Annotated in this window: 19 protein-coding genes; 10 read left to right on the forward strand and 9 right to left on the reverse strand. The window is 66.9% G+C overall.

Going from position 1 to position 22,132, the window contains the following annotated elements:
* Together GIW57_RS05410 and ddlA are read left to right on the forward strand one after the other, a co-directional pair.
* The coding region (locus tag GIW57_RS05410) for an IS3 family transposase (protein WP_236509442.1) at window positions 1-94 on the forward strand (94 nt) is incomplete at its 5' end.
* Window positions 95-412: 318 nt separating this feature from the next.
* Entirely contained in the window at window positions 413-1,510 is a 1,098-nt protein-coding gene (ddlA, locus tag GIW57_RS05415; RefSeq protein ID WP_236509381.1) for a D-alanine--D-alanine ligase, read from the forward strand.
* Window positions 1,511-1,558: 48 nt separating this feature from the next.
* Here the strand turns inward: ddlA and GIW57_RS05420 are convergent, their stop codons facing one another.
* The 3 genes from GIW57_RS05420 to oleC form a co-directional block, all read right to left on the reverse strand.
* Entirely contained in the window at window positions 1,559-1,714 is a 156-nt protein-coding gene (locus GIW57_RS05420; protein ID WP_025875842.1) for a DUF1328 domain-containing protein, read from the reverse strand.
* A gap of 121 nt (window positions 1,715-1,835) precedes the next feature.
* Window positions 1,836-2,822: a 2-alkyl-3-oxoalkanoate reductase gene (gene oleD / locus GIW57_RS05425; RefSeq protein ID WP_100461857.1), complete on the reverse strand. Its 987-nt coding sequence runs from the start codon at window positions 2,820-2,822 to the stop codon at window positions 1,836-1,838.
* The gene (gene oleC / locus GIW57_RS05430; RefSeq protein ID WP_236509382.1) at window positions 2,819-4,477 is read right to left on the reverse strand and encodes an olefin beta-lactone synthetase; all 1,659 of its coding nucleotides are present in this window, start codon (window positions 4,475-4,477) and stop codon (window positions 2,819-2,821) included. The genes oleD and oleC overlap by 4 nt, the downstream gene beginning before the upstream one ends.
* Before the next feature lie 102 nt (window positions 4,478-4,579).
* On the opposite strand from oleC, the gene GIW57_RS05435 reads away from it, so the two are divergent.
* Window positions 4,580-5,005, forward strand: a complete 426-nt coding sequence (locus GIW57_RS05435) for a YkgJ family cysteine cluster protein (protein WP_004135417.1) — start codon at window positions 4,580-4,582, stop codon at window positions 5,003-5,005.
* A gap of 105 nt (window positions 5,006-5,110) precedes the next feature.
* Here GIW57_RS05435 and GIW57_RS05440 read toward each other — a convergent pair whose 3' ends face one another.
* The 4 genes from GIW57_RS05440 to GIW57_RS05455 form a co-directional block, all read right to left on the reverse strand.
* Window positions 5,111-6,001 (reverse strand): alpha/beta fold hydrolase, encoded by an 891-nt coding sequence (locus GIW57_RS05440; RefSeq protein WP_089241584.1) that lies wholly within the window; start codon window positions 5,999-6,001, stop codon window positions 5,111-5,113.
* A 141-nt stretch (window positions 6,002-6,142) separates the two neighbouring features.
* Window positions 6,143-7,159, reverse strand: coding sequence for a 3-oxoacyl-ACP synthase III (locus GIW57_RS05445; RefSeq protein ID WP_025875853.1), 1,017 nt, complete (start codon window positions 7,157-7,159; stop codon window positions 6,143-6,145).
* A gap of 102 nt (window positions 7,160-7,261) precedes the next feature.
* Complete coding sequence (locus GIW57_RS05450; protein WP_025875855.1) at window positions 7,262-7,579, reverse strand: DUF4156 domain-containing protein; 318 nt, start codon at window positions 7,577-7,579, stop codon at window positions 7,262-7,264.
* Between the two features lie 194 nt (window positions 7,580-7,773).
* On the reverse strand, window positions 7,774-10,623 hold the full coding sequence (locus GIW57_RS05455; RefSeq protein ID WP_100461855.1) for a pitrilysin family protein: 2,850 nt from the start codon (window positions 10,621-10,623) through the stop codon (window positions 7,774-7,776).
* A gap of 404 nt (window positions 10,624-11,027) precedes the next feature.
* On the opposite strand from GIW57_RS05455, the gene GIW57_RS05460 reads away from it, so the two are divergent.
* The gene (locus tag GIW57_RS05460) at window positions 11,028-11,504 is read left to right on the forward strand and encodes a hypothetical protein (protein ID WP_100461854.1); all 477 of its coding nucleotides are present in this window, start codon (window positions 11,028-11,030) and stop codon (window positions 11,502-11,504) included.
* A gap of 70 nt (window positions 11,505-11,574) precedes the next feature.
* Window positions 11,575-12,054, forward strand: a complete 480-nt coding sequence (locus tag GIW57_RS05465; protein WP_236509383.1) for a tRNA (cytidine(34)-2'-O)-methyltransferase — start codon at window positions 11,575-11,577, stop codon at window positions 12,052-12,054.
* Window positions 12,055-12,172: 118 nt separating this feature from the next.
* Here GIW57_RS05465 and GIW57_RS05470 read toward each other — a convergent pair whose 3' ends face one another.
* The gene (locus GIW57_RS05470; protein WP_236509384.1) at window positions 12,173-13,336 is read right to left on the reverse strand and encodes an acyl-CoA dehydrogenase family protein; all 1,164 of its coding nucleotides are present in this window, start codon (window positions 13,334-13,336) and stop codon (window positions 12,173-12,175) included.
* A 303-nt stretch (window positions 13,337-13,639) separates the two neighbouring features.
* Here GIW57_RS05470 and GIW57_RS05475 point away from each other — a divergent pair, with 303 nt between their 5' ends.
* On the forward strand, window positions 13,640-15,316 hold the full coding sequence (locus tag GIW57_RS05475; protein WP_089241594.1) for an electron transfer flavoprotein-ubiquinone oxidoreductase: 1,677 nt from the start codon (window positions 13,640-13,642) through the stop codon (window positions 15,314-15,316).
* A gap of 65 nt (window positions 15,317-15,381) precedes the next feature.
* A complete protein-coding gene (locus GIW57_RS05480; protein ID WP_108267385.1) occupies window positions 15,382-15,783 on the forward strand; it encodes a c-type cytochrome in 402 nt (133 codons plus the stop codon).
* Here the strand turns inward: GIW57_RS05480 and GIW57_RS05485 are convergent.
* On the reverse strand, window positions 15,777-19,391 hold the full coding sequence (locus GIW57_RS05485) for a transporter substrate-binding domain-containing protein (RefSeq protein WP_236509385.1): 3,615 nt from the start codon (window positions 19,389-19,391) through the stop codon (window positions 15,777-15,779). The two genes, GIW57_RS05480 and GIW57_RS05485, sit on opposite strands and share 7 nt — an antisense overlap.
* A gap of 75 nt (window positions 19,392-19,466) precedes the next feature.
* Between GIW57_RS05485 and GIW57_RS05490 the strand changes: the two genes are divergently transcribed.
* The 3 genes from GIW57_RS05490 to GIW57_RS05500 all read left to right on the forward strand — a co-directional run bounded on the left by GIW57_RS05490 (window position 19,467) and on the right by GIW57_RS05500 (window position 22,033).
* A complete protein-coding gene (locus GIW57_RS05490; protein ID WP_025875871.1) occupies window positions 19,467-20,105 on the forward strand; it encodes a response regulator transcription factor in 639 nt (212 codons plus the stop codon).
* 260 nt (window positions 20,106-20,365) lie between these two features.
* Window positions 20,366-20,776 (forward strand): glycine zipper 2TM domain-containing protein, encoded by a 411-nt coding sequence (locus GIW57_RS05495; protein WP_059063181.1) that lies wholly within the window; start codon window positions 20,366-20,368, stop codon window positions 20,774-20,776.
* Between the two features lie 129 nt (window positions 20,777-20,905).
* A complete protein-coding gene (locus GIW57_RS05500; RefSeq protein WP_236509386.1) occupies window positions 20,906-22,033 on the forward strand; it encodes a phosphotransferase in 1,128 nt (375 codons plus the stop codon).
* The last annotated feature ends 99 nt before the right edge of the window (window positions 22,034-22,132 follow it).

Here is a 22,132-nt window from a genome sequence, read left to right on the forward strand (position 1 = left end):
GTACATCAAGTACTACAACCAAGAGCGCATCAGATTGAAATTGAAGGGCCTGAGCCCGGTACAGTACCGGGAACAGGCTCAAGCGGCCGCTTGACCCCACCGTCCAACTCTCGGGGGTCACTTCACCCTGGGGGCTTGGCCGCGGCATCCATGCCGCGGACACCCCCGCAACCGGGCCCACCCCGCCTTCGACAGGTTCCCGTGATCTGTCGGAACGGCACGGGGTCGGCTGCTGCTGTTGATGGGTGTCGGCTGCTGCTGTTGGTGGGTGTCGACCTTGGTCGACACGGTAGATCCACGCCATGCGTGGATGACACGCGTGGATGGATTTCTGATTCATCTGTGCCTCACGCGGAAGGCCGATGAAGGTTCATGCTATGCAGCCACGCAACGCACAGGACATCGCACCTCCATGGCACGGACCCGGGTCGGCATCATCTTCGGTGGCAGGTCTTCCGAACACGAAGTTTCGCTGCAGTCGGCGAAGAACATTCTCGATGCGCTGGATCGGGAGCGCTTCGAGCCGGTGCTGGTCGGCATCGACAAGCAGGGCCAGTGGCACCTGAGCCAGCCGGATACCTTCCTGCTCAATGCGGATGATCCGTCGCGCATCGCCCTGCATGCTTCCGGTACCGCGCTGGCGGTGCTGCCCGGCACCGAGCAGGCGCAGCTGCAGCCGACCGATGCGGGCAGCGCGCTGGGGCAGATCGATGTGGTGTTGCCGATCGTGCACGGGCCACTGGGAGAGGACGGTGCGCTGCAGGGCCTGCTGCGCATGGCCAACCTGCCCTTCGTCGGTTCGCCGGTGCTGGGCTCGGCGGTGGCCATGGACAAGGACGTGACCAAGCGCCTGCTGCGTGATGCGGGCCTGCAGGTGGCACCCTGGGTGTGCATCCGTCGCCATGAAGCCGATGCGGTCGATGTCGCGGCATTGATCGAAGTGCTTGGCCTGCCGCTGTTCGTCAAGCCGGCCAACCAGGGCTCATCGGTGGGCGTGAGCAAGGTCAAGGACGCCGATGGTTTCGCCGAGGCATTGCAGACCGCGTTGCGCTACGACCACAAGGTCCTGGTGGAATCGGCCGTGGTCGGCCGCGAGATCGAATGTGCGGTGCTCGGCAATGAGCGGCCCCAGGCCAGCGTCTGTGGCGAGGTCGTACTGCACGACGAGTTCTATGCCTACGACACCAAGTACATCAACGAAGACGGTGCTGAAGTGGTGGTGCCGGCCGCAATCGATGCGGCAACGCAGGCGCGTATCCAGCAGATCGCGTTGCAGGCCTATCAGGCGCTGGAGTGCGCTGGCATGGCGCGGGTCGATGTGTTCCTCACCGCCGATGGCCGGATCGTCATCAACGAGGTCAACACGCTGCCGGGCTTTACCCGCATCAGCATGTATCCGAAGCTGTGGGGCGCCAGTGGCGTGGGCTACACCGCCTTGATCACGCGGTTGATCGAACTGGCGCTGGAAAGGCACGAGGCCGATCGCGGATTGCATAGCGCGGTGCGTTGACCGCGCTTCGGTAGTGCCGGCCGCTGGCCGGCACTACCGCTCAAGCGGTCATGTGCGCTTGCGGAACATCGAGATCACGGCCAGCACCAGGAACACCACGAACAGGATCCAGGCAATGTTGCTGGCGGCACCGGCAATGCCGGAGAAGCCGAGCACGGCGGCGATGATGGCGATGACAAAGAAGATGACGGCGTAATGCAGCATGGTGCTCCTCGCAGGTGGTCGGCCGTGGGTGGCGTTGTGTCCATCCTGCGCATCTGCCGGTGTGCAACCGGTGATGGCGATCTCTGCGCGTAATGAAGGCTTCAGCGCGGTGATGCCGCCGTCATGATGCCGCCTTCAGCCGTCGCAGTCCTTCTTCGATGCTGACCTGCGGCACGTAGCCGAAATCACGACGTGCCGGCTCCATGCTGTACCAGTGCGGCGTGCACAGCTGCTCGGCCAGGAAGCGCGTCAGCGGCGGCTCGCCACGCAGGCGCAGCAGCGGCCACAGCCGCTCGCAGATCGCGCCGATCCGGTACGCCGTCCTGAAGCTGATCGCCTTGTCCACGGTTGGAGCACCCACCGCCTGCAGCAGCTTGTTGACCAGCTCGCGCATCGGCAGCGGCTCGCCATTGGAAATGAAGTACGCCTTGCCGGCGCACGCAGCGCCCGGTGCCAGCGCCTCGAAGGCGAGGAAATGCGCCAGCGCGGCGTTGTCGATGTAGGTGGTGTCGACCTTGTTGTTGCCGTCGCCCACCAGACGCAGGCGGCCAGCGCGTGCACGATCGGCCAGGCGCGGCACCAGCTGCTGGTCACCCGGGCCCCAGATCAACCGCGGACGCAGCGCCATGGTCGCCAGCGTGGCGTCGTTGGCGGCCAGCACCCGCTGTTCGGCAATCGCCTTGGTCGCCGCATACGGCGCCTGGAAGTCCTCGCCATAGGGCACGTCGTCCGCACCCAGTCCTTCCACCGGGTGCGTGGCGCGATGGGTCACGCTGGGCGTGGAGGTGTAGACCAGCTTGCCGATGCCATGTGCGCGGCAGGCCGCGATGACGTTGTCGGTACCGACCACGTTGGCCTGGTGGTAGCTGTCATAGCTGCCCCAGGCGCCGGCCTTGGCACCGTTGTGGAACACCGCATCGACGCCGGCCACTGCATGCAGCACCGCCTGCGGGTCGGCCAGGTCGCCGCGGATCTGGCCCACGCCCAGCGCCTGCAGTTCCGGGTAATGGCTGCGGTTGAACGCCAGCACCTGGTGGCCACGTTCGACCAGGCCACGGCACAGCGCCTGGCCAAGGAAACCACCACCACCGGTGACCAGGATCTTCATGCGCGCTTCTCCAGTTCTGCGCGGGCCCAGACGGCAAGCTTCTCGCGACCGATCTTGGCGTTGTGACGGATATCGACAGGGAACGCCGGATGCATCAGCACGTGTTCCAGCGTCATCTCGGGCAGACGCGCAGCGGCCGTGGCATGCAGCGCCTCGCGCAAGGCAGGGCTGTCGGACTGGCCACGCTGCAGCTCCACGCACAGCACCGGCACCTGCGCACCGGCGGCGCCGACGCCGACCAACGCGGTGCGTGCCACCCCGGACACGGTGTTGAACACCGGCTCGACCTGTTCGGTGTACAGCGGCCCGTGCGCGGTTTCCACGCGATGGGTCTTGCGGCCACAGAACCACAGCCGCCCCTGCGCATCGAAGTAGCCGACATCGCCCATGCGATGCACGATGCGGACGCTGCCATCGGCCAGGGTTTCGCTGATCTTCGCCGCCGCCGTCGCCTGCGGACGGTTGAAGTAACTGTCGGTGGCCGTTGGCCCGGCCACGGTGATCTCGCCGACTTCGCCCACGGCCAGCACGCGCGCCTGCGACCATTCCGGCAGCGGCGCGTCGTCGATGGCGATGATGCGCACTTCGTTCGGAGCGACCACGCTGCCGACGCAGGTGCCGGCACCGCCCTCGGTGGCCGCGCGCGTACGCTCCAGCTCGCGCCCCTCGACCACTGCCACCGGCAGGCACTCGGTGGCGCCATACGGTGTCCAGAACTGCGCATCGGCCGGCAGCAGACTGCGGATGGTGGCGACCACGTCCGGCGGCACCGGTGCACCGGCGGAGGTCACCCGGGTCACCGATGGCAGCGGCCGCCCATGCCGCGCCAGCACCCGCATCAGCGCAGGCGAACCGAACAGCTGGGTCACGCCGAACCGCTGGATGGCGTCATGCAGGCGCGCCGGGTCGGCCTGTGCCGGCCGGGTCGGGTCCATGTCCGGAATCACCGAGGTCAGGCCCAGCGCGGGATCGAACAGGGCAAACGGCGGGAAGGTCGGCAGGTCCACCCCGCCCGCCTCCATGCCAAAGGCGCTGCCCAGCAGCTCGATCTGGCCGACGAAATGGCGGTGGCGGTAGACCACACCCTTGGGCACGCCGGTGGAGCCGCTGGTGAACAGGATTGCCGCGGTGTCCTCGCCATCGGTATCGGCCAGCATCGCGCCGCTGTTGGCGCCGGCACGCTCCAGTGCGGCCAGGGTGGTGCCGCCCCAGCCCAGCCGGCGACCGACGGTAACCAGACGGGTCGCCGAAGGCGCCCAGCGCAGCGCCAGCCGCGCCACGTGGGCCAGCGGGATACCGATGAAGGCCTGCGGCTGTGCCTCGTCCAGGCACTGCTTCAGCGCGCGCTTGTCGATGCCCGGATCGACCAGCACCGGCACCGCGCCCAGCTTGAACAGGGCGAACATCAACAGGAAGAACTCCGGCGACGGCCGCACCATCACCACCGTACGCACCCCGCGGCCGATCCCGTAGCCGGCCAGGCCGGCCGCCATCGCATCGCTGCGGGCGTCCAGCTGGCGGTAATCCAGGGTCACGTCGTAGGCCGCCATGCCGTTGCCGGCGCCGCGGCGGCCCGGGCAGCGGATGGCGATCTGGTCGGGGCGTTCACGCGCCAGCTCGGGCAGCCGCGCGGCGATGTTGCAGGATCGGTTCATCCGTTCATTGTCGCCGCTTACGGAATTTCTTGCGCGGCGGCCGCCAGCGTGGAAAATCCGCATCCTCGACCCTTTCCCGATGCCGCCCGAGGCGGCTTGCCCATGCAACATCCCTGCATGACCTGCGGCGCCTGCTGCACCCAGTACCGCGTGGCCTTCCACTGGATGGAATCGGACGAGGTCACCCCCGGCGGCGTGCCGCACCAGCTCACCGAGGTGCTCGACCCGCATCGCCTGTGCATGCGCGGCACCCATTCCAAGCCGGTGCGCTGCGTGGCGCTGGATGCGCAGATCGGCGTCTATTCGCGCTGCACGATCCATCCCAACCGGCCCAGCGTGTGCCGCGAAGTGGATGCGTCATGGGAATACGGCAAGGCCAGCCCGCAGTGCGACAAGGCGCGCATCGCCTATGGCCTGGATCCGCTGACCCTGGCCGACTGGCGCTGGCGCGACGAAGCAGGCAACGACGACGACCACCCGGACGACAACGGCAACAGCCCGTCGCCGCAGGCCCCGATCGCGGCATGAGAGGCGGGGTCGGATCCGTTTCCGGTACGGGAACGGCTCTGACCCCGGATACAACAACGCCGGGCATGGCCCGGCGCTACCGAAGGGATCCGACCCCGGATCCGATCAGATCGGGTTCGCGTCCAGGAATGCGCGGATCTCCGGCACCAGCACTTCATGCTTGTCTTCCAGCACGTAGTGACCGGCATCTTCGAAGGCATGTACCTGCGCCTGCGGCAATGCGGCCTGGAAGCCCTTCAGGAAGTGGTGATCGAACACGAAATCGCGCAGGCCCCAGCCGAGGAAAGCCGGGCGATCGGCGAACGACGGCAGTGCCTTGCCAGCGCGCTCCAGCAGTGACCACGCCTTGTCGGCCGGCGACAGCGGGATGTCCTGCATGAAGCGGATGGTGCTGATGCGGTTGGCGTAGCTGTTGTATGGCGACACGTAGGCGCGGCGTACGTCGGCCGGCATCTTCCGCTCCACGCCCAGCCACGAGGCGCCGGAGGAGAACGCATTGAAGGTGCGGATGATCCACTCGCCGATCTTCCAGTGCCGCCCCAGCGCGATCTGCCAGGGCATCTTCTTCGCCGCCGGCATCGGGAACGCGGCGGTGTTGAGCACCACCAGGCGCTTGACCTGGTCGTGGTGCGACAGCGCCCAGCCGAAGCCGATCATGCCGCCCCAGTCGTGCACGGCCAGGGTCACCGGGCCGGTGATGCCCAGATGCTTCAGCAGCGCATCCAGATCATCCACGCGCGACTGCAGCGTGTACTCGTAGCGGCTGTCGTCGGGCTTGTCCGACAGGCCCATGCCGATATGGTCCGGCACGATGCAGCGGTAGCGGTCCGACAGGCCGGCCACCAGTGTGCGCCAGTAATAGCTCCACGACGGGTTGCCGTGCACCATCACCACCACCTCGCCGTCGCGCGGGCCTTCGTCGAGATAGTTCATCGACAGGCCGGGGCGGACCTCGAAGCGCTGCGGGTGGGCGGGGTAACCGGGAAGATCGCGCATGCGGAGCACCTTGGAAGAATCGCGGCGCAGTGTAGAGCCGAGCCGATGCTCGGCTGCTCTCCGGTCAGGCCGCGGAAGAACCGCGCTGCGCGCGTGAGCCGAGCGTGGGCTCGGCTCTACAGGGAGTCTGGCAGAAGAGTCTTACCAGACCACTTCGGCCATCGAGCAGTTCAGGCCCGAGCCGATGCCCAGAAGCGCGATGCGGTCGCCCTTCTTCAGCTTGCCCAGCTGCTTGAGCTTGCTCAGCACGATCGGCACCGAGGCCGGGCCGATGTTGCCGTGCTCGCCGAAGATGGTCATGACCTTCTTCGGGTCGATGCCGAAATTCTTGATGAACGCCGCGGTGTGCGGCTGGCTGACCTGGTGGATGACGAACTGGTCCAGCTCTTCCACGGCCCAGCCCAAGGCGATCTTGGCGGCGGTGAAGGTCTTCTGGGCCAGCTTGATGCCCTCGATCAGCAGCATGCGGGTGTCGGTGACCATGCGGTCCAGGTTGCCCAGGCACAGCTGGTTCCACTCGGTGGCCGAGCGGGTCACGCCCCCCTTGTAGCGCGGCGCGTCAGGCACCAGCTCCGAACGGGCCATCACCATCGCAGCCGCACCGGAACCGGTGGTCAGCGCCGCCAGCTCATTGCGGAAGTCGTCGGCGGTGACGTCCGGCGCGGTCATCCGCTCCAGGGTCTTTTCGTACACCAGGTTGGCGGTTTCGCCATCCACCACCAGCGCGTAGTCGATCTCGCCGCGCTCGAGCATGCGCGCCGCGATGTCCATGCCGTTGATGAAGGCCAGGCAGGCATTGGCGACGTCGAAGGTCATGCACTCGTCGCTGACACCGAGGTTGCCGGACACGATGGACGCGGTCGACGGCTCCAGGTAGTCACGGCTGACCGAGGTGTTGATCAACAGGCCCACCTGCGTCGCATCGATGCCTGCGTCTTCCAGCGCCTTGCGGCCGGCCATGGTGGCCGCGTCGGACGCCAGTACGCCGTTGTCCCACAGGCGGCGCGCGTGGATGCCGGCGATGTCGCCGAGGACATCGGTACGGATACCAAGGCGATCCAGCGTCGGCTGCAGCCGTTCGTTGATTTCCTTGGTCGTCAGCGTGTGCGGCGCATCAACGTGAGCCAGGCCGGCAATCGAGACATTCTTGAAGAGCATCGAGGTTAGCGCCAAGGCTCAGGCAAAGGGGGCGCTATTCTATAACCCCCCGGGCCTTCACCGCATCTTTACGAATTCAGCCTTGGCCGTATGGTGAAGGATTCAGCGCGGCGGGCACTGGAAAGCGGCGAAGCGCTGGCTGCCATCGGCGGGGGCCGCAGCGGCCTGCACGGCGTTGGCGCCGGTGGTCGGGGCTTCATTGCGGGCCAGGGTTTCCAGCTCTTCCTGCACGCGCAGCGGGTTGCGGTTGTAGAAACCGACCTTGCTCTTCACGGTCACCACCACTTCGCCCTTGGAGATGCAGCCGGCCGGTACCGGGCCTGCCGGCAGCACGCGGGTCGCCTTGCCGGCCGGTTCGATCGGCACCCAGGTGCAGGCGGTGACGGTGAGCAACAGGGACGACAGCAGCAGAACGCGCATGGGCAGGATCCTGGAAGGGAATGACAGGAGTGTGCCTGAACCGTCTGAATCAGGGATAGCCGGACGAGGCTGCGGTAGCGCCGGGCCATGCCCGGCGGTTCTTCGAAGACGTCCAGATGCCGCGCTACGCGCTCGCCGGGCATGGCCGGCGCTACCGCGGCAAGCCTGCCCGCCGGAGCGGGCAGGCCGGTCCCTTATTTCTTGACCGGGTTGCCTTCGGCATCGATCACGGTCACTTCGCCCAGGTTCAAGGCGCGTACGGCCGCTTCGGTCTGCTTGAGGTCACCCACCACCACCCAGGTCAGCGCCTGCGGCTTGATCTCCGCTGCTGCCTGCTGCACCTGTGCCGGGGTCATCGCTTCGATCTCGGCCTTGCGGCGCAGCACGTAGTCGTCCGGACGCTTGAATTGCACGATCGTGCCGATGGTCGCGGCCACCGCGCTGGCGGTCTCGTAGGCACCGGGCAGGCTCAGGGTCTGGATGTTGCGGATGCGCGCCACTTCAGCGTCGGTCGCCGGCTTGCTGCCGTTGGCGAACTCGGCGATCTCCTTGCGCATTTCGGCCATGGCCGGGCCGGTCTTGTCGATCTGCACCGGTGCCATCGCCATCCACGGGCGCTGGCCCACGGTGTTGCTGGCGCTGGTGCGGGCACCGTAGGACCAGTGCTTGTCCTCGCGCAGGTTCATGTTCAGGCGCGAGGTGAAGTCGCCACCGATCACACCGTTGGCGATGTCGAAGCGGGTCGAGCTGGCGTCGCTGGACGGCGGCACGACCTGGCCGGCGAACAGGTTGGCCTGCACCGCGCCCGGCTGGTCGATCAGGAACACGCGCGGGCTCTTCGGCAGCGCCACGGCGGTGGTGGCCTTGATCGTCGGCGCATCACCGGTGGCCTTCCAGTCGCCCAGCTGCTTGTCCAGCAGCGGCACGATCTCGGCCAGGGTGGTATCGCCGACCACGATCAGGGTGCCGTCCTGCGGACGCAGCCAGTCGCGGTGGAAGTCGACCAGGTCCTCGCGGCCGAGGCTGCTGATCGCCGCTTCGTCACCGCTGCCGGTGAACGGGATCGCGTACGGGTGGCCCTTGCCGTACAGCAGCGGCGGCAGCACGCGCATCGCCACCGCACCCGGGTTGACCTTCTCCTGCTGGATGCCGGCGATCCACGTCGCCTTGACCCGGTCGATCTCGCTCTGCTCGAAGCGCGGCTCACGCAGCAGGCTGGCATAGAGCGCCAGCGACGGCACCAGGTTCTCCTTCAGCGCGGACAGTTCCACGTCCACCGAATCCAGGCCGGCGGACGCATCAAGGTCCGCACCCAGCGCATCGGCTGCATCGGCGAAGGCCAGCGAACCCAGCTTGCCGGCGCCTTCGGTCATCAGGCTCATGGTGAAGTTGGCGGTGCCCGGCTTGCGGCCCTGGTCAGCGGTGAAGCCACCCGGGAACTGGTAGCTGAACTGCACCACCGGAATTTCATGGCGTTCGGCCAGCACCACCTGGGTGCCGTTCTTCAGCGTGGCGCGCTGCAATGCCGGGAACTTCAGCTGCGGGAACTCGCGGGTCTGCGGCACGCCGGCCTTGCGGTCCACCTGCTCGGGCAGGGTGCTGTACTTGCTGTCCACGGCCGGCACGTTGAACGGCTTGGGCGCCTGCGAGGGATCTTCCTTCAGCGCAACGCGTTCACCCGGCTCGACCACCAGGGTGTGGCTGCCCTTGTCCAGCCACTGCGCGCCCAGGCGCTTGAGGTCGGCAGCAGTGGCCTTGTCGATGTTGGCCAGCGAGGTGCGGAAGCAGCCCGGGTCACCGGTGTACACCGTGCATTCGGCCAGCGCGTCGGCCTTGCCGCCGAAGCCGCCGATGCGCTCGATGCCGCGGATGAAACCGGCACGGGAGCCGGTCTTGGCGCGTGCCAGCTCTTCGGCGGTCGGGCCGTCCTTGAGCAGGCGTTCGATTTCCTCATCGATGATCTTTTCGACCTTGGCCGGATCCTGGCCCTGCTTCACCGTCGCCATCACCATGAAGTTGGACCCCAGCTGCGAGGCGTAGGCGCCGGCGCTGATGTTGTCCACCAGCTTGTCCTGGTGCTGCAGGCGCTGGCTCAGGCGCGAGGACTTGGCACCGCCGAGCACATAGGCCAGCAGCTGCAGCTGGTCGACGTCGGTGGTGCCGACCTGGGCCACGTTCCAGGCGCGGTAGATGCGCGCCTGCGGCACCTTGTCGGTCATTACTTCGCGGGTGTCGGCCGGGCGCTTGGCCACGTCCACCTTCGGCTGTGCCATGGTCGGGCCGGCCGGGATGCTGCCGAAGTACTTGGCGGCCTTTTCCTTGGCCGTGGCCAGATCGATGTCACCGGCCAGCACCAGCACCGCGTTGTTCGGGCCGTACCAGGTGCGGAACCAGGTCTTGACGTCGTCCAGCGAGGCGGCGTTGAGATCGTTCATCGAGCCGATCACGCTGTGGTGGTACGGGTGGCCCACCGGATACAGCGCGCGGTTGAGCTGTTCCCACACCTGGCCATAGGGCTGGTTCTCGCCCTGGCGCTTCTCGTTCTGCACCACGCCACGCTGCTCGTCGAGCGCGGCCTGGTCGATCGCGCCGACCAGATGGCCCATGCGATCCGATTCCATCCACAGCGCCATGTCCAGCGCGGTGGTCGGCACGTTCTCGAAGTAATTGGTGCGGTCGGTATTGGTGGTGCCGTTCTGGCCGGTGGCACCCACCTGCTTGAAGGGCTCGAAGTACTCGCCGTCGTGGTTCTCGCTGCTCTGGAACATCAGGTGTTCAAACAGATGCGCGAAGCCGGTACGGCCGGCGGGCTCGTCCTTGCTGCCGACGTGATACCAGATGTTGACCGCAACGATCGGTGCCTTGCGATCGGTATGCACCACCACCCGCAGGCCGTTGGGCAGGGTGAACTGCTCGAACGGGATATCGACCTTGCTGGTCGCAGCCGGCTTGGCCGCCAGCGCGTAGGTCGGCGCAAGCGTGCCGAGAGCAGTACTGAGAGCAACAGCGAGCAGCGCGGCGCGCGGGCGCAGGGTGAGCGACATATCCGGGTCCTTGGTCACGTAGGTGAATCCCGATCCTAGCGCGGGCGTGCCACCACCGGTATCGGCCACCAGTCACTGGGGGTGATCGGCCACATCGGCCATCGCGATCGGCTTTTCGGGGTCACGAACGGCGGTGATTCACGTCCGGACAGTGTCCGCGGGACCCCGAATGGACAGGTGTCCGCCCAGCGGACACTTTTCATGCGCCATAAAACCCTTATGAATCAACAAGTAAAAGTTGGCACGGGGATTGCTTTGTCCTTCCTGCGCCAGCAAGGGCTTCAGACGAAAGCTGACTGAAGACTGAACAAAAGCAGAAAATCGAAAATTCCGCTTGCATCCCCAGAACTGGTGTTCTACCTTACTACCACACCACTGCTCACCAACACTAAACAGGCCCCGTCATGAACGCCAAGACCATTGCCATCGCCATCGCCCTGATCGCCGGCACCGCGGTTGTTTCGTCGGTGCAGGCCTCCGAATCCATCAAGACCCTGTCCACCGTGCAGGTCCGCCCGGCCGCCGACCAGCTGGTCCAGCAGGCCTGGGAACAGGCCAGCGGCATCCCGACCCTGGCCACTGTTGAAGTGCGCCCGAGCAGCGATCAGCTGGCCGAGCGCGACGGCTTCATCGCCGCCCCGGTCGCCGCCGCGCTGCCGATCACCACCTTGGCCTCGGTTGAAGTGCGCCCGAGCCTGGAGCAGCGTGTCGCCCTGGCTGCCGAGCAGGAAGCCCAGCGCTACGCCGCCACGCTGGCCGCCGCCGCCACCAGCGTCGCCAACCAGGTGATCGTCAACCTGCCGGCCCTGCAGGTGCGTCCGAGCGCCGCCCAGCTGCAGGCCTTCGCTGCCGAAACCGCCCAGGTCCTGCTGCGCCCGTAAGCGACGTCCGCCCTGCCCATCGCAGGGCGTGCGTCGTAAAGGCGGCGGCCGTCGCAGGTACACTGCGCCGATGAATGCCGCGCCCCAGTTCCACGTGATCCTGTTCCAACCGGAAATTCCGCCCAACACGGGCAATGTGATCCGGCTCTGCGCCAACACCGGCGCGCAGCTGCACCTGGTCGAGCCGCTCGGCTTCGCACTGGAAGACAAGCAGCTCAAGCGCGCCGGCCTGGACTACCACGAGTACTCGCGCCTGCAGGTGCATCCCGACCTGGACACCGCGCTGGCGCGGATCGCACCGAAGCGGTTGTTCGCCCTGAGTACGCGTGCCAGCGTCCGCTATGACAGCGTGGCGTTCGAAGACGGTGATGCCTTCCTGTTCGGCCCGGAAAGTCGTGGCCTGCCGCAGGACGTGCTCGATGCCCTGCCCGATGGTCAGCGCCTGCGCCTGCCGATGCGGCCGGACAACCGCAGCCTCAACCTGTCAAACACCGTTGCGGTGGTGATGTACGAAGCGTGGCGCCAGCACGGGTTTGCCGGCGGCCAGTAGATCCACGCCACGCGTGGATGTTCGTCTGGTAGATGCCGACCTTGGTCGGCACGGGAGCGCCAACCAAGGTTGGCGACTACCGCCATCCAGGTAGATCCAGGCCACGCGTGGATTGCTGTCAGAACGCGTTGATGCCGGTCAGCTCACGCCCGATCACCAGCTGGTGCACGGTCTCGGTGCCTTCATAGGTGATCACCGATTCCAGGTTCAGCGCATGGCGGATCGCCACGTGCTCGGTGGTGATGCCGGCGCCCCCCAGCAGATCGCGACACTCGCGGGCGATGTCGATCGCCATGCGGCAGTTGTTCCACTTGGCCAGGCTGACCTGCTGCGGCTGCACCTGCCCGGCCTCTTTCAGTCGGCCCAGCTGCAGCGCCAGCAACTGCGCCATGGTGATGCGCCGGGCCATGTCGGCCAGCTTGATCTGCGCGCTCTGCGTGGCGGCCAGCGGACGACCGAACAGCACGCGCTCCTTGGCATAGCCCAGCGCTTCATCCAGGCAGGCGATGGCCGAGCCGATCGGGCCCCAGCTGATGCCGAAGCGCGCCTGGGTCAGGCAGCCCAGCGGCCCCTTCAGCCCCTTCACGTTCGGCAGGCGGTGGCTGTCGGCCACGCGCACGTCGTCGAAGAACAGCGCGCCGGTCAGCGACGCGCGCAGGCTCATCTTGTGCTTGATTTCCTGGGTGGTGAAACCGGCCATGCCCTTCTCCAGCACGAAGCCCTGGATGCCGTCTTCGGTCTGCGCCCAGATGATGGCCAGGTCGGCCACCGGGCCGCTGGTGATCCACATCTTGCTGCCGCTGATGCGCCAGTCGCTGCCATCGCGTACCGCGCGGGTCTTCATGCTGGCCGGGTCGGAACCACCATGCGCCTCGGTCAGGCCGAAGCAGCCGATCAGTTCGCCGCGCGCCATCGCCGGCAGCCACTGCCGGCGCTGTTCTTCACTGCCGTACGCGTAGATGGGATACATGCACAGCGAGCTCTGCACCGACACGAAGCTGCGCAGGCCCGAATCACCGCGCTCCAGCTCCTGGCAGATCAGGCCGTAACTGACCGCGCCCAGGTCGCCGCCGCCGTACTCGGCCGGCAGGGTGGCGCCGAGCAGACCCAGCGAAGCGATCTCCGGCACCAGTTCCGACGGGAACCGCGCCTGGTCGAAGGCATCGCCGATGATCGGCAGCACGCGCTCGTTGGTGAAGCGGGCCACGCTTTCCTGTACCGCGCGCTCTTCCTCGCTGAGCAGGGAACGGACATCGAACAGGTCGTACGGATCCAAAGCCATGGCACTCACACGCAGTCAGGACCCGGCCATTGTCGGTCATCCGGGTGGGTTTGGTGTGCCGGTAGAGGCGGACCTTGGTCGGCGCTGGTGTTTCCGCGGCCGCCAACCAAGGTTGGCGGCTACCGAAGCCACGTACGCTGCATTGCAGCAATCGCGGTGTGAACATCGCCGATCTAGCTCGATCACGCGCAGCCCGGTACCCTGACAACATTCAAACAACCGTTTCGCCCGTGGCTGCACGCGCGATTCCCAGGCAACCGCCGGTGGCCCCGATGCCGGCACTACCCACGAGTCATGCAATCGATGAGTGCTGAAGCCAACGCCCTGCCCCCGCGTGAAGTCATGGAATTCGACGTGGTCATCGTCGGTGCCGGCCCGGCCGGCCTGGCCACCGCGATCCGTCTGCGCCAACGCGCGATCGAAGCCGGTCGTGAACTGTCGGTCTGTGTGCTGGAGAAGGGTTCCGAGCCCGGCGCGCACGTGCTGTCCGGTGCGGTGATGGACCCGCGCGCGCTGACCGAACTGTTCCCGGACTGGGCCGAGCGCGGCGCACCGCTGAAGCAGAAGGTCACCCGCGACGAGTTCCTGTTCCTCAGCGAGACCGGCGCACGCACCACCCCACACGCGCTGCTGCCCGAGTGCTTCCACAACGAAGGCAACTACATCATCAGCCTGGGCGAGGTCACCCGCTGGCTGGCGCAGCAGGCCGAAGCGCTGGAAGTGGCGATCTTCCCCGGCTTTGCCGCCGCCGAAGTGCTGTACGGCGACGACGGCGCGGTGATCGGCGTGGCCACCGGCGACATGGGCATCGAAAAGGACGGCAGCATCGGCCCGGCATTCGAACGCGGCATGGCGCTGCAGGCGAAGTACACCGTGTTCGCCGAAGGCGCGCGCGGCCACCTCGGCCGCCAGCTGATCAGCCGTTTCAAGCTGGACGAAGGCAAGGATCCGCAGGCCTACGGCATCGGCATCAAGGAACTGTGGCAGATCGACCCGGCCAAGCATGAGCCGGGCCTGGTGGTGCACGCTGCTGGCTGGCCGCTGGATACCGACACCTACGGCGGTGCGTTCCTGTACCACGCCGACGGCGGCAAGGTCGCCATCGGCTACGTGGTCGGCCTGGACTACAGGAACCCGTGGCTGAGCCCGTTCGAGGAGTTCCAGCGCTTCAAGACCCATCCGTCGATCCGCAAACACCTGGAAGGTGGCACCCGCATCGGCTACGGCGCGCGTGCGATCACTGCCGGCGGGCTGATGTCGCTGCCGAAGACCGTGTTCCCTGGTGGTGCACTGGTCGGCTGCGAAGCCGGATACCTCAACGTCAGCCGCATCAAGGGCAGCCACGCGGCGATCAAGACCGGCATGCTGTGCGCCGATGCCGCCTTCGACGCACTGGTGGCCGATCGCCAGCACGACGAACTCAGCGCCTACCCGGCCGCCTTTGAGACCAGCTGGCTGCACGACGAACTGAAGCTGTCGAAGAACTTCAAGCAGTGGTTCAAGAAGGGCCAGACCGTAGCCACGCTGATGACCGGCATCGAGCAGTGGCTGCTGCCGAAGCTGGGCGTGCGCAATCCGCCGTGGACCCTGCGCCACAGCATCCCGGACCATGCCTGCCTGGAGCCGGCGTCGAAGCACACGCGCATTGCCTATCCCAAGCCCGATGGCGTGCTGACGTTCGACCGCCTCAGCTCGGTGTTCCTCAGCAGCACCAACCACGACGAGAACCAGCCCAGCCACCTGACATTGAAGGATGCGAGCATCCCGGTGAAGGTGAATCTGGCCGAGTACGCTGGCCCGGAAGCACGCTACTGCCCGGCGGGCGTGTACGAGTTCGTCGGCGACGGCAACGATGCGCGGCTGCAGATCAACGCGCAGAACTGCGTGCACTGCAAGACCTGCGACATCAAGGACCCGACCCAGAACATCGTCTGGGTGACCCCGCAGGGCGGCGGCGGACCGAACTACTCCGGCATGTGACCGGTGATGGGGCTGCGACCGCCGGTCGCAGCTCCACGTTGCGTGCGACCGTTATCCTGCCCGCCATGCGCGCCTTTCATCTGCTTCTTGTTGTTGCCATGACCCTGGCCGCCAGCGCGTGCCAGCGCCAACCGGCTGCGCCCAGCACGCCCGAACAGGCACGCCAACAGGCGATGCAGCAAGCGTTCGAACTGTGTGCCGGCTGCCACACCGTCAAGGCAGGTGGCATCCACCGCTACGGACCCAACCTGCATGGGGTGATCGGCCGCCGTGCGGGCAGCCTGCCCGACTACGGATACTCGCAGGCCATGCGCCGCGCCGACGTCGTGTGGAGCGCGCAGACGCTGGATACGTTCCTGCAGTCACCCACCCATCTCGTGCCCGGCACCCGCATGTACAACGCCTTCCCGAGCGCGGAGCGTCGCGCGCTGGTGATCGCCTACCTGCAGGAGCACGCGGCTCAGTGAGCCAGGCGCTGCAGCAGGTGCTGCAGATGCGCCACGAACTGTCCGGCATCAGCAATCGCCGCTGCGATCTCTGCATCGCCTGCGGCCTGCAACCGTTCCACCAGCGCGTTCGCGCGATCAGCCAGGCCCCGTGCACCCACCGCGCCCAGCGCGCCGGGCTGCCGATGCAGATGCAGCGCGGCCGTCACCCGGTCGTCTTCCTGCAGCGCGCGTTGCAGGGCCGCGATGTCCTCGTTGCTGGCCTTGATCAGGCTGTCGTGCAGCTGCCGGGCGATCTCGCGCGAACCGAAGCGCCGTTGCATGGTCGCCAGATCGGGGAGTTCCTCATCACCATCGGACTCATCGTCGCTGTCCACTGCGGTCTGGTCATCCTCCACACCGTCGGCGCGCGGCAGCCAGCGCAGCAGCGCCTGTCGCAGCGTCGCCAATGACAACGGCTTGGCCAGCACGTCATCCATGCCGGCTTCGCGGCAGCGGCGTGCGTCGTCGTCAAGCACGCTGGCGGTCAGCGCCAGCACCGGCATCCGCGGCTGACCATTGCGCCCCTCACGTTCGCGCAGCAGGCGGGTGAAGCCGAATCCATCCAGCACCGGCATGCGGCAATCGGTGATGACCAGATCGAAGGATTCCGACTCCTCCGCCAGCCGGTCCAGGGCCTGCTGCCCGTCATCGACCAGCACATGCGGTACGCCCAGCTGCTGCAGGCGCCAGGCCATCATGGCCTGGTTGGTGGGGTGGTCTTCAATGACCATCACCCGTGCCTGGCGCAGACCTGGAGACAGCAGCGCGATCTGCTGATGCTCGGCCTGCAGCGCCATCACATCCTCGCGGCGCGCCTCCACCAGCGACAGCAGCACATCCACCCGCGTCCCTTCGCCCAGCGTGCTTTCCAGCTTCAGCTCGCCATCCATCTTCTGCACCAGGCGCCGGCAGATGCTCAGGCCCAGCCCGGCGCCCCCATGGTCGCGCTGGATGTACGCACCGGCCTGGGTGAAGGGTTCGAACAGGGTCGGCAACTGCTCCGGCGCAATGCCGATGCCGGTATCGGTCACGCTCAGGCGCAGCGGCTGGCTGCCATCCTCCTCAGTGGGTCCCAGCACCTCCAGCTGCAGCCGCACCGAGCCCTTCACGGTGAACTTGATGGCATTGCTGACCAGGTTGAACACGATCTGTCGAAAACGCACGCCATCCACTTCATGGGCCTGGGCCAGCTGTTCGTCGATGTGCAGCTGCAGGTCCAGGCCGCGCGCCGTGGCCTGCGGCAACAACAATCGATGCACCCCCTCCAGCAGTGGCCGCACCGGTAGCGGTACCGGCTCCAGCCGCAGCGCGCCCGCTTCCATCCGCGAATAGTCGAGGATGTCGTCCAGGATCTGCCGCAGCATCTGCGCGGAGTCTTCGATCACGCCGAGGATACGTTGCTGTTCGGTGTCCAACGGCGAATGCGCCAGCACTTCCAGCATGCCCAGCACACCACTCATCGGCGTGCGGATTTCATGGCTCATGGTGGCCAGGAAGCGCGACTTTGCTGCCGCTGCCTGTTCGGCTTCAACCATCGCCGCCGCCAGCGCGTCGGCCTGCGCGCGCGCCTGGCTCACGTCCACCCAGTAGCCACTCCAGGTCACCGCGCCTGCTTCGGTGGAATACGGATGGGCCTGGCTGCGCACCCAGCAGGGCGCGCTTCCGTCGCGATGGATGCGGAACTCGAAGGAAAGCGGTGCGAAATTGCGCGCGGCCAGTTCCATCGCGCGCAACACCTTTTCGCGGTCATCGGCATCGATGCAGGCCAGCAGCGCCTGCCCATCCGCTTCCGCCTGCTGCCGGCTGATGCCGAACATCGACTGCACATCGCCGGCAATGAAGGGGAAGCTCAAGGTACCGTCCGCTTCGCGGCGGGCCTGGTAGACGATGGCAGGCAGGTTGTCGGTCACCTCGGCCAGACGCTGCTCCAGCTCACGGCGGCCGGCCACTTCGCGGCGCAACCGCCAATGGCCCAGCCCATGCACCGCCACCGCAGTGGCCAGCACCAGCAGCAGCGGAAGACCCCAGCGCAGGAGGGTGCGCCAGTCCACCCCATCGCGGTATTCCACCGCCAGCCAATCGCCGCGCAGGGCCTCGCGCTGGCGTGGCCCCATCTGCAGCAGCAGGCGGTCGAAGGTGGTGGCCAAGGCCGCATGGCGGCGCTCCACCGCCAACGCCAGCTGGTCGTTGAACCCGGCGGGCGCTGCCAGTTGCAGGCGCCCCGGAAATCGGTTGCGCAGCAGCTGGTCGACCAGCGCCAGGTTGCCCACGTAGGCATCGGCCTCGCCATCAGCAAGACGTTGCAGGGCCTGCTCGGCACTGCGCGCGGCGACGATCTTCACCGACGGCGCCTGCTGCTGCACATAGCCACGGACGCGCTCCGGATCGGACAGCAGCACGCGTTTGCCGTCCAGGTCCGACAAGCCCAGCATCGACGGACTGTCGGTGCGGGTGACGATCACATTGGGCACGGTGATGAAGGGCTGGCTGAACACCCATTCCGGGCCCAGATAGCGCGAATCGGCAGGAATGCCGATCACCGCCTGCAGTTCCCCGCGACGCGCCTTCTCGCGCACCTCGTACCAGTCATGGCTGTTTTCAACCTGCAGGTTGGCGCCGGCCTGCAGCAGGCGCTGCAGATATTCATTGGTCAGGCCACTGGGCTTGCCATTCCTGTCGGCGAACGACAGCGGCGCGGCGTTGGGCGCAAAGCCGATCTTCAACGGCTGCTGCAGCACGCGTTTCTCGGCCTGGCTCAGCGCCAGCTGCGCCGACGCCGACCACTGCGGCGGTGGCAGCCAGCGCTGCGCGAGGGTGTCGCGCTGTGCTTCGCTGACGGCTGCAAGCGCCAGATCCAGTGCTTCGGACAACGGTTGCTTGCTGTTGGGCACACCGAAATGCAACTGCTCGGGGGGCAGATCGCTGGGCCGCAGCAACACCACACCCTTCAACCTGGCGGCGGCGATCAGTTCCGTTGCCACGTAGGCATTACCGATGAAAATGTCGGCTTTGTCGTCTCTGACCATATTCAAGGCGGTCAGCGTGTTGTCTGCGACAAGTTGTCGTGCCCTTGGGAATCGCGCACGCACCTGCGGCCCGGTCATGAAGTCCTGCTCGACCACAACGCGCAGGCCATCCAGATCGGGGGCCTCCGAAGCACGCAGGTCCTGGGGACGCCCGACCATGGCCAGCGGTGCTTCGGCATAGGCGGCGGTGTAGACCATGCAACGGGTACGCTCTGCGCTGAGCGCGATGTTCATTACCACGTCGATCTCGCCGCGACATGCCGCGTCCAGTACCGAGGGCCAGTCCGCAAAGCGGCGCGTCTCCACCTTCAGTCCAAGCTGACGGGCCGAAAGCGTCAGGTAGTCCGGGCCGAGGCCCACCTGCTTCCCGTCCTGGATCGACTCAAAAGGAGGCCATCCACTGTCATACTGTCCAACAACGACAACAGGATGTGCGGCCAGGTATTCGCGCTGCAGGGGACTGAGCGGCAACGGTCCCGGGGCGGGCGCGGACTGGGCCAACGCCGGCAGAGCCAGCAGGGTCGTCAACAGGATCAGTCCACGAGCCGCCCAGCTGCGCATCTGCAACGATCTCCTGGAAGTCCTGCCAAGGACCGCGATAGTCGCGGTCCGGCGTGCCGGTGGCCATACTAGAGCATGACCTTGCGCATCATCATCGCAGACGATCACCCCGTGGTCCGTATCGGTACCCGCGCTGTCATCGAGTCCAGCGGCGTTGGCAGAGTCGTTGGCGAGGCCGACAACGCCCAGGCGCTGATGACCCTGCTGACCACCCAGCCCTGCGACCTGCTGGTCACCGACTATTCGATGCCCGGCAGCCCCCAGGCCGATGGCTTCGCCATGATCGGCATGATCCGTCGCCGCCATCCCGACCTGCCGGTGCTCATGCTCAGTGTCTCCAACAACCTGGCGATCCTGCGCATGGTGCTCGACAGCGGCGTGCTCGGCCTGGTCGACAAGAGTTCGTCGATGGATGAACTGCCGCAGGCGATCCAGGCGGTCTATCGCGGCCAGTCCTACATCAGCCGCAGCCTGCGCGAGCGGGTGGAGGAAGCCGGCAGCTGGCGCATGCGCGAGGGCGATGGCAAGCCGTTGTCGCCGCGCGAAGTGGAGGTGCTGCGCCTGCTCGGCACCGGCATGACGGTGAAGGAAATCTCGCTGCAGCTGCACAAGAGCGTCAGCACCATCAGCCGTCAGAAGGGCGATGCCATGCTCAAGCTGGGGCTGAAGGGTGACGCGGAACTGTTCGACTACCTGCGCGACGGCAGGATCTGAGCTCCATGGCCGCCTGCCGCCCCTCTGCCAACGCCGCTGGAGCATGCCGGGCCTTGACCCTTTTCCTTTCTGGCAGCTGAGCGGCCGCAGCGCTTTCAGCCTCGCTTCATGCCACCTGACGCTAGATGAATGCGCAAGCCGCACGGGGATCGCGCGCAATGTTCCGGCAATGTCCGGGCACCAGCGTGGTCCCTACGGTAGCCGGGGCGCCCAGCGCCCTCCCTGCCCACCGTGGCATGCACCTCACAGGAGAACCCAACATGCTCAGCACTTCCGCACTCAGCTTCCGTGGTCTGGCGATGGCCCTGGCACTTCTTGCAGGCGTGGCCGTGGTCAGTGATGCCAGCGCGATGTCGAGGAAGGACAAGCGCACCGTGGTCGGTGCCGTCGTCGGCGGCGTGGCGGGTCACCTGATCTCCAACGGCGACCCGGCCGCCACCGTCGGCGGCGCGGTTGCCGGCGGCGCCATCGGCAACCTGACCACCTCCGACCGCCATGATCGCCGCTACGACGGGCGCTATGACCGCCGCTATGACCGTGGCTACGACCGCCGTTATGACCGTGGCTACAACCGCGGTTATGGCTACGACCGCCGCGATGACCGTCGCTGGCAGCGCGAGCGCCATGACAACCGTTACTACCACGACCGCGGCCGCCATCGCGGCTGGTAAGCGCGCCGGCCGCAGGCCGCACATGATGTCCCTGACGGGCGGGTCGATGACCCGCCCGTTTGCGTCTGTGGCGCCCATGGCGTTGAATGCGCAGCCTTGGATGTTCCTTTACTCAGCAGCGGCCGTGGCATGACTTCTTCCCCCCATCGCGTGCAGGGCCTCAACAACGACGAGGTCGCCGCCGACTGGCCGGCGATCGACGCGCAGGAGATCACCTGGCTGCGTGGCCACTTTCCGCAGCTGGGCGCGGACAGCACGCTGCGCTGGCACAGCCCGCGTCCGTTGTCGGCCGCGGCCATCGTCGACGGCACGCACGGTCCGGTCTTCATCAAGCGCCACCACCACAGTGTGCGCAGCGCGGGAAGCCTGGAGGAAGAACACCGTTTCATCGCACATCTGGCGACTGCCGGCATGCCGGTGGTGCAGGTGCTGGCCAGCAACGACGGCCGCACCGCACTCGAACACGGCCAGTGGACCTACGAACTGCATGCGGTGGGCGCTGGCAAGGACCTGTATCGCGAGCTGCCGTCGTGGTCGCCGCTGACCGATGTCGCCCAGGCCCGCGAGGCCGGGCGCATGCTGGCCACGCTGCACCGCGCCGCAGCCGGCTACCACGCCCCGCAACGCAGTACCCATCTGCTGGTTGCACGCGACGACCTGATCCGCGCCGATGACCCGATCGCCGCGCTGAAGGCCGACCTCGGCAACCGCCCCGGGTTGGCCCGCTACCTGGCGCGCATTGCCTGGGAGGAACAGCTGCACCGCGACGTGCTGCCCTGGCACCACGGCCTGGCCGCGCGCCTGCAGGACGAACCACGGCTGTGGGCGCACAACGACTGGCACGTCTCCAACCTGCTGTGGAACGACGACGGCACGATTGCCACGGTGCTCGATTTCGGCCTGGCCTCGCCGACCAGCGCGCTGTTCGATCTGGCCACCGCGATCGAACGCAACGCAGTGGCCTGGCTGCAACTGGAGCGTGGCGACGACGCGGTACGCATCGATATCGCCCTGGCCCTGCTGGAGGGCTACCGGCAGCAACTGCCGCTGTCGCCCACGCGCGTGCACCTGCTGGCCGACCTGCTGCCAATGGTCCATTTCGACTTCGCTCTGTCCGAAGTGGAGTACTTCGAGGGCGTCACCGGCTCCACCGCGAATGCCGACGTCGCCTGGCAGCCGTTCATGCTCGGGCATCCGGCCTGGTTCGCCACGGCCCCCGGCCAGGCCCTGCTGGCGGCCCTGCACGCCGCCGCGTAAGCCGCGAGCCACCCGACACGCTGGGTACCCGGTAGATCGACGCCATGCGTCGATGATGCGCTCGGCCGGGGGTCAGATCCGTTTCCGCTGGAAAGGGAG

Source organism: Stenotrophomonas sp. PA-6-5C, from assembly GCF_021605635.1.
GTDB classification, from domain to species: domain Bacteria; phylum Pseudomonadota; class Gammaproteobacteria; order Xanthomonadales; family Xanthomonadaceae; genus Stenotrophomonas; species Stenotrophomonas lactitubi.